Annotated in this window: 7 protein-coding genes; all 7 read left to right on the forward strand. The window is 55.1% G+C overall.

The features are described 5' to 3' along the window. Window positions 1–222 precede the first annotated feature (222 nt). The 7 genes from MM194_RS19010 (at window position 223) to fabA (ending at window position 6070) form a co-directional block, all read left to right on the forward strand. Complete coding sequence (locus MM194_RS19010; protein ID WP_241344487.1) at window positions 223–1506, forward strand: site-specific integrase; 1284 nt, start codon at window positions 223–225, stop codon at window positions 1504–1506. A gap of 476 nt (window positions 1507–1982) precedes the next feature. Next, window positions 1983–2177 carry a hypothetical protein gene (locus MM194_RS19015; protein ID WP_033132152.1) on the forward strand — a complete coding sequence of 65 codons (195 nt, stop codon included), beginning with the start codon at window positions 1983–1985 and terminating at the stop codon, window positions 2175–2177. 342 nt (window positions 2178–2519) lie between these two features. After that, window positions 2520–2732, forward strand: a complete 213-nt coding sequence (locus tag MM194_RS19020) for a DUF3892 domain-containing protein (protein WP_241344488.1) — start codon at window positions 2520–2522, stop codon at window positions 2730–2732. Window positions 2733–2899: 167 nt separating this feature from the next. After that, a complete protein-coding gene (locus tag MM194_RS19025) occupies window positions 2900–3091 on the forward strand; it encodes a hypothetical protein (RefSeq protein ID WP_241344490.1) in 192 nt (63 codons plus the stop codon). Window positions 3092–3106: 15 nt separating this feature from the next. Further along, window positions 3107–3301 (forward strand): hypothetical protein, encoded by a 195-nt coding sequence (locus MM194_RS19030; protein ID WP_241344492.1) that lies wholly within the window; start codon window positions 3107–3109, stop codon window positions 3299–3301. Window positions 3302–3454: 153 nt separating this feature from the next. After that, entirely contained in the window at window positions 3455–5431 is a 1977-nt protein-coding gene (locus MM194_RS19035; RefSeq protein ID WP_241344493.1) for a Lon protease family protein, read from the forward strand. A 78-nt stretch (window positions 5432–5509) separates the two neighbouring features. Then, the gene (fabA, locus tag MM194_RS19040; RefSeq protein ID WP_033132148.1) at window positions 5510–6070 is read left to right on the forward strand and encodes a 3-hydroxyacyl-[acyl-carrier-protein] dehydratase FabA; all 561 of its coding nucleotides are present in this window, start codon (window positions 5510–5512) and stop codon (window positions 6068–6070) included. Window positions 6071–6245 lie beyond the last annotated feature (175 nt).

Consider the following 6245-nt stretch of genomic DNA (forward strand, 5'->3'; position numbering starts at 1 on the left):
TCAACTTTCAGCATTATTAACCAATTTAATTTCTATTTACCCCGAGATTTTTCCAACAAAACTGCATATTAAGTGAATATATTCATCCATCACTGCACTCAAAAACTGAGCCAATGGTGCGTCCTGAGCGAGCTAAGTGCATTGATGACATGCCCCATCTCGCGGTATCAACACCAGGCAATGCTTGCCTCACTTCAGACAACCATAACCACAAGCACCCATATGACCCATCTGCCACTTCCGCCCGCCATGCCGCTATTCGATAGCCTGCTCCATCTGGAGGGGGGGAACCCTCAAGTCAACCAATATCTGGCCAACCTCAGCATGGGCGACGTACCCGATGCGGGCCTCGTCTATGAGCTGGCCGTCGACTGGTTGTTGGAGCAGCGCCACAGTGAAAACAACTACAAGACCTATCGCAGCGAGCTGACCACCTTCCTGCATTGGAGCTTCGCCGAGATGGCCATCAGCCCGAAGGATCTCACCAGGCGGATCATGATGCGTTATCTCGACTATTGTCAGGCGCCACCGCCGGCGCTGATCGCCTATCGAAACGTGGCCCAGTTCGTGCTCGACAAGGAGTGGGGAGAGCGGCTGCCCAACCCCCAGTGGCGACCCTTTCTGGGCAAACGGGAGCTGGGCCTTGAGCTGCCTTACCGCCTGAGCGATCAGGCCATGAAGACCAAACTCGCCATCCTGTCGGCCTTCTTCCAGTTTCTCGTCCAGGAAGAGTACATGGACCGCAACCCGGCACTGCTGTTGCAAAGAGTAAAAAAGCCGCTCCATCAGGAGACCGACGAGCAGACCCAGGCCTTTACCGAGCTGCAATGGTCCTATGTGATGCAGGCCGCCGAGCAGCTCGCCAGCGAGCACCCGGCCCAGCATGAGCGCAGCCGTTTTCTCATCTGCCTGATGTATGCCTGTTATCTGCGGATCTCGGAGGTGGCGGCCAGGCCCGGTTTCAGCCCTGTCATGGATCAGTTTCGCCGCGACAACAAAACCGGTGTCTGGGGCTACTACATTCCTCGCAGCAAGGGCGGCAAGCGACGCACCGTGGCCGTTTCCCAAGCCTTGCTGGATGCCCTGAAACGCTACCGCAGCTTTCTGGGGCTGTCGCCACTGCCGACACCGAATGAGCAGACCCCCCTCTTCGTGCGCCACAAGGCGGCAGCCCATGGACGACAGCAGGGAGAGCTCAATGCCAACCTCGGGATCCGCCAGTTGCGCGAGCTGGTCATGGCGGTGCTTGAGCAGGCGGCCGAGTTGGCCGAGCTGGATGGCTTTGCCCAGGACGCGGCCGAGATGCGCAGCCTGACGCCGCACTCCATTCGCCATACCGGCATCACCCACGATATCAACCTCAATGGTCGACCACTCTCCCACGTGCAGGCCGATGCGGGACACGACAGCATCGACACCACCTCCAAATATCTGCACACCGGCAACAGCGAACGCCACGAGAGTGCGAGTCACAAGCCCCTCGATCACCTTTCTGGACATGAATGAAATCGCCATCAACCGGACAGATCATAAAAAGCACCATTATTTATCGGTCGGATCCGCAGTGACGACGATACCACCAGGATCGCTCCTCCACTCATATCAGCGCACATAATAGGGCGCTGTTCAGACAGCCATCTAAACCCGTATAGAGCAACTCAACGTTCTCACCGGTTTGAAGGTGCTGTCCCAATAGGCCGCCAATCTGGGGCCATCTTCTAAAAGGAGGAAATGGGTTGGAAAAATGGCGCCCGGTCTACAAGTGGCATATGAAGACTGGGCTGCTGTGGGGGGGCGGTTTTCTGCTGGCATGATGCTCGATGGAAGTAAGAATGAAGCGTTGTCGACCATTCTGGTAACACAACCGGCGAAACAGGAGAAGTCTCGTTGCCGGGGCAAGAAGCCCAGAATTCAAAGATGAGTTGGCCCCGAAGGAAAATCACCATAGGATAATACTGACTGGACAATCAAAAGAATTTGCAATGCCCATTTTTCAAGTAGTGATCGCGTCAGGACTACAAAAAATCCCGTTTGAGATGGTGTCAAGCCAGACACCCACCGCAAAACAAGCAATAGCCTATTTCCTGAATAGCGAACTGCGTGACCAGCTTTGCACTCCCAATATCAAAAGCACCCAGTTATTTTTGTTTGAACTCAAGCAAGTTGAATGTGTTTGAAGTAGAGAACGCCTCTTTTCCTATTCCCTTCTGCTGGTTTCCGTCCATACCTCGCGGCAAATCCAGCCCATATAACCCTGGAGCTAGCGCCCCCTTTCCCAGCAAAACCGGCTTTTAAGGCTTTCCAGACTTGAGGGGAGGGCAGCGCCACGGCGCCGCACGGTTTTTCCAGGCGCAGCCCCCGGGTAGTAATACGGGGGGAATTCAATCCTCACATGCTCAACTCAGCCACGGGGCAGGGGTGTTATCTCTTACCTTGTAGATTTTTGTTATTAAGGGGTTGTTTTATGAACAGCAATCCCAATATCCGTATGGAGCATCTGGCTCGGATAGGAGATACATATGGCCAAGAATATTCGCGGTAATGGGGACGGCCCGAACGGTGAAAACCAAACCTACACGATTCCTGGGCGAGGGGTTGTATCTCGCAGGGAGCTGACTAGGGAGATTGAGCAAGGGAAACATCCTGATTTTCACAATTACGAGCGTGATGGGGTCGATTACGCCCGAGCAAACCCTGATGGGGCCAAGTCGAACAATATCGATAAGAAATAGCTCCGTTGATGCCGATAAATCTAGTTATCGGCGTTACCAACGCAGTAAAGGGGCTTAGCCCCTTCATTTCTATAGAATAGGTGCTTCTAATGACTCTTTCGGCTAACGCAGAACGGCTATTAAACTCTTGGCTTTCAGTTACTTGGCACACATCGCACGATCTGGATATGAATCGTTTCTACCAGTTTGTTGGGCAATATGCAGCAGATCATGGCCATGTGTTAGATGAATCCGCGCTTTTGCAAAAAATCATTGGCATTCTTGGCATTTCAGACCGCCCAGATCTGATTGAGATTGCCCGCGAGCGCATTTCGTTGATGTACAACATTCTCGATTTCCTGAAGGCTACAGGCCGATAACTACAAGGCATTTGAATGAGTGATACAGCAGAGAAAATCCTGAACCTTGATGCAAGGCAGAAGGAACTTGAAACAGAACTTGAAGCTATGCGGTTAGCTGGCAAATCACCTCAAGAGCTGGCAGTGAAAACCAGAGAGTATCTGGATGCGTACCATGCTTCGAATAATGAGGCGCTTCCGCACGTTCGGCCTTATTCCGACGATAAATAGTAACCAAGGGGCCTCCGGCCCCTTACTCATGCCCCCAAGTCTGACCGCGCATAATGTATATTATGTTAAATCATGAGTGCTTGTTTCCTGTTCCCGCTAATCGAACTGTGTATAATGGAAACAATTGATCCTATCCCCGACCGGATGTCTTAAGTGGCTGAATTAACATCAGAACAATTAAAACCCGCTTTTACGATTGAGCAGTTTCCCATGCTCAGCGAGCTCGAACCCATCCCTTTCGCAGCCCTGCAACCCAGAGCCATTTCTGGCATCAAGCGCCTGGCCAGTTTTGATGGCGACTGCCCGGTCATGCTGCTCAATGGTTTCCCTGGCGCAGATTATGAAAATGTCTGCCAGACGCTGATCGCCGCCTCCAATGGCAAGGATGGTGACTTGTTCGACCTCTGCTACACCGAGAATCTCAACAACCCGTTCAAACCTATCTGGTTGCGCCTGCAGCCCGGCACCGGGTTCGAGTTTTGCGAGATGGTTGGCGAGCTGCTCAAGCTGATGAGTCATCACCTGGATGCCGAACGTCTGGTCACCAGGATCATCCGCAAACAGGACAATGACCCCAAGATCGTGGATTTTCTCTCCGATCTGGCGGCGCACGTGGCTCAGGGGCTCGAATTCCAGCATCCCGTGCTCATCAACCTGCTGATCCATCACGAAGAGCAGCAAGCCCCTGTCATCTATGGCCGGGACCTGAACTGGGACACCCTGTTCGGCTCCATCAATTACCAGACCGAGCAAGGCTCCGTCTACGCCAACCAGCATCTACTCGAACCCGGCCTGCTGCGTGAGGCCAACGGTGGTTACCTCATCTTGCAACTCGATGAGTTGCTGGATCAGCCCCACCTCTGGTTCAAGCTCAAGAATGCCATGCAAAAAGGCGAGCTGGACTGGAATGCCTATCAGGAAGGCAAGACCCTGACCCCCTTCTTCACCCCGGAGGCTACGCCCATCCGGTTGAAACTGATTCTGGTCGGTGATCGTCTCGAAGTAGCCGAATTCCAGATGCTGGACAGAGACATGTCCGAGCGTATCTTCCTGCGGGCCGATCTGGTGTCCGAAGTGGAGATTGACGAGGATCTGCCGGCCTTCCTGCAATATCTGGCCTGGCTGCGTCAACGCTGGAATCTGCTGGACTTCACGCCAGCCGCCCTCCTCGCCCTGTGTCGTCATGCCAGCCGCCTGTGCGACCATCAGGAGTGGCTTGCGCTCTCCGAGGTGCAGCTCAGCGCCATCATGCGCATGGCCGACAGTCTGGCACGGGAACTGGAGGCGCCTGAGGTGACCGAGGAGCACATCCTGCTCGCCCTCGAAGAGCAGGATTACCGCCTCAACTACCTGGTGGAGCAATCCGATCAGGGCGTCATCGATGGCCAGATCCTGCTGCAGACCGATGGTGAGGAAGTCGGCCAGATCAACGGTCTGTCGGTCATACAGGTGGCCGGTCACCCCTACGATTTCGGTGAACCCGTGCGCCTGACCGCGACAGTGCACCTGGGAGATGGTGACGTGGCGGACATCGAGCGCAAGGCGGAGCTCGCCGGGCACATTCACGCCAAGGCGATGATGATCATCCACGGCTATCTCTCCAACAAATTTGGCGCCGAAACCCCCTCGCCGCTCTCGGCCAACCTGGTATTCGAACAGTCCTACCACGAGATAGATGGGGACAGCGCCTCCCTGACCGGTCTCTGTGCCCTGCTCTCTGCCCTCGCCCGCCAACCCATCTATCAGCACTTCGCCGTGACCGGCGCTGTCGATCAGTTTGGCAACGTGCAGGCGGTGGGCGGTGTGAACGAGAAGATCGAAGGCTTCTTCCGGGTGTGCAAGATCCACGGCATCACCGGCAAGCAAGGCATACTGCTGCCCGGCACCAACGCCCAGCAACTCAACCTGTCCGACGAGGTGATTGCCGCCGTCGAGGCCGGTCAGTTCCATATCCACCCGGTGGATCATGTGGAAGAAGCCATCGAGTTGCTGACCGGCTGCGTGGCGGGTGAACCGGACATGCCGGATACCCTGTTTGGCCGGATCCAGGAAAGGCTGGATGAACTCAATGGCTCAGGCCCCAAGAATGGCCTGCTGCGCAGCCTGTTCGGCCGCCTGTTCGGCTTGTAAATGAAGAGATCGGAGTTGTTTAGCGAACAACTGTAAGCTAAATTGGCCCGGCTTTGACCCATATGAAGGATAAACAGCGTGACCCTAGATAACGACACCATTAATCCCCGCCTCTCCCTGTGTGAACAAGGCAAAGATTCGTTTACCCGCGAAGAGCTGCTTGCCTGCAGCCGTGGCGAATTATTTGGTGAGGGGAACAGCCAGCTGCCCGCCCCCAACATGCTGATGATGGATCGCATCGTCAGGATCAATGACAACGGTGGTGAACATGGCAAGGGCGAGATCCTGGCCGAGCTCGACATCACCCCGGATCTCTGGTTCTTCGACTGCCATTTCCCGGGCGATCCCGTGATGCCAGGCTGCCTGGGACTCGATGCCATGTGGCAACTGGTCGGCTTCTTCCTGGGCTGGAAAGGCGGTCCGGGCAAGGGACGGGCACTGGGCGTGGGTGAAGTGAAATTCACCGGCCAGATCCTGCCGACTGCCAAGAAGGTCACCTACAAGATCACCTTCAAGCGTGTCATCAACCGCAAGCTGGTGATGGGCATTGCCGATGGCGTGGTCGAGGTGGATGGTCGTCCCATCTACAGCGCAAGCGACCTGAAAGTGGGTCTGTTCAAGGACACCACTGCCTTCTGAATTCGGGTGGGTATGAACCAAGAAAAGGGGCCAAAGGCCCCTTTTCTTTGGCGCTGTCCCAATTACGTGTTGAAAGGCTAACCTTGAAATAGGTCATCCCCCTGAAGGCCACCATCATGGATACTCAAGCCTTTCAACACCTGCTGTCTCTCTTCCCACTGCTCACCTTGCGCCA

It is taken from the genome of Aeromonas sp. MR16 (assembly GCF_022549315.1).
Taxonomy (GTDB): domain Bacteria; phylum Pseudomonadota; class Gammaproteobacteria; order Enterobacterales; family Aeromonadaceae; genus Aeromonas; species Aeromonas aquatica.

What these genes read in the sequence shown, in the direction of transcription:
- MM194_RS19010 (WP_241344487.1), top strand. Translation starts at nt 223, where the DNA reads ATGACCCATCTGCCACTTCCGCCCGCCATGCCGCTATTCGATAGCCTG.
- MM194_RS19015 (WP_033132152.1), top strand. Translation starts at nt 1,983, where the DNA reads ATGCCCATTTTTCAAGTAGTGATCGCGTCAGGACTACAAAAAATCCCG.
- MM194_RS19020 (WP_241344488.1), top strand. Translation starts at nt 2,520, where the DNA reads ATGGCCAAGAATATTCGCGGTAATGGGGACGGCCCGAACGGTGAAAAC.
- MM194_RS19025 (WP_241344490.1), top strand. Translation starts at nt 2,900, where the DNA reads ATGAATCGTTTCTACCAGTTTGTTGGGCAATATGCAGCAGATCATGGC.
- MM194_RS19030 (WP_241344492.1), top strand. Translation starts at nt 3,107, where the DNA reads ATGAGTGATACAGCAGAGAAAATCCTGAACCTTGATGCAAGGCAGAAG.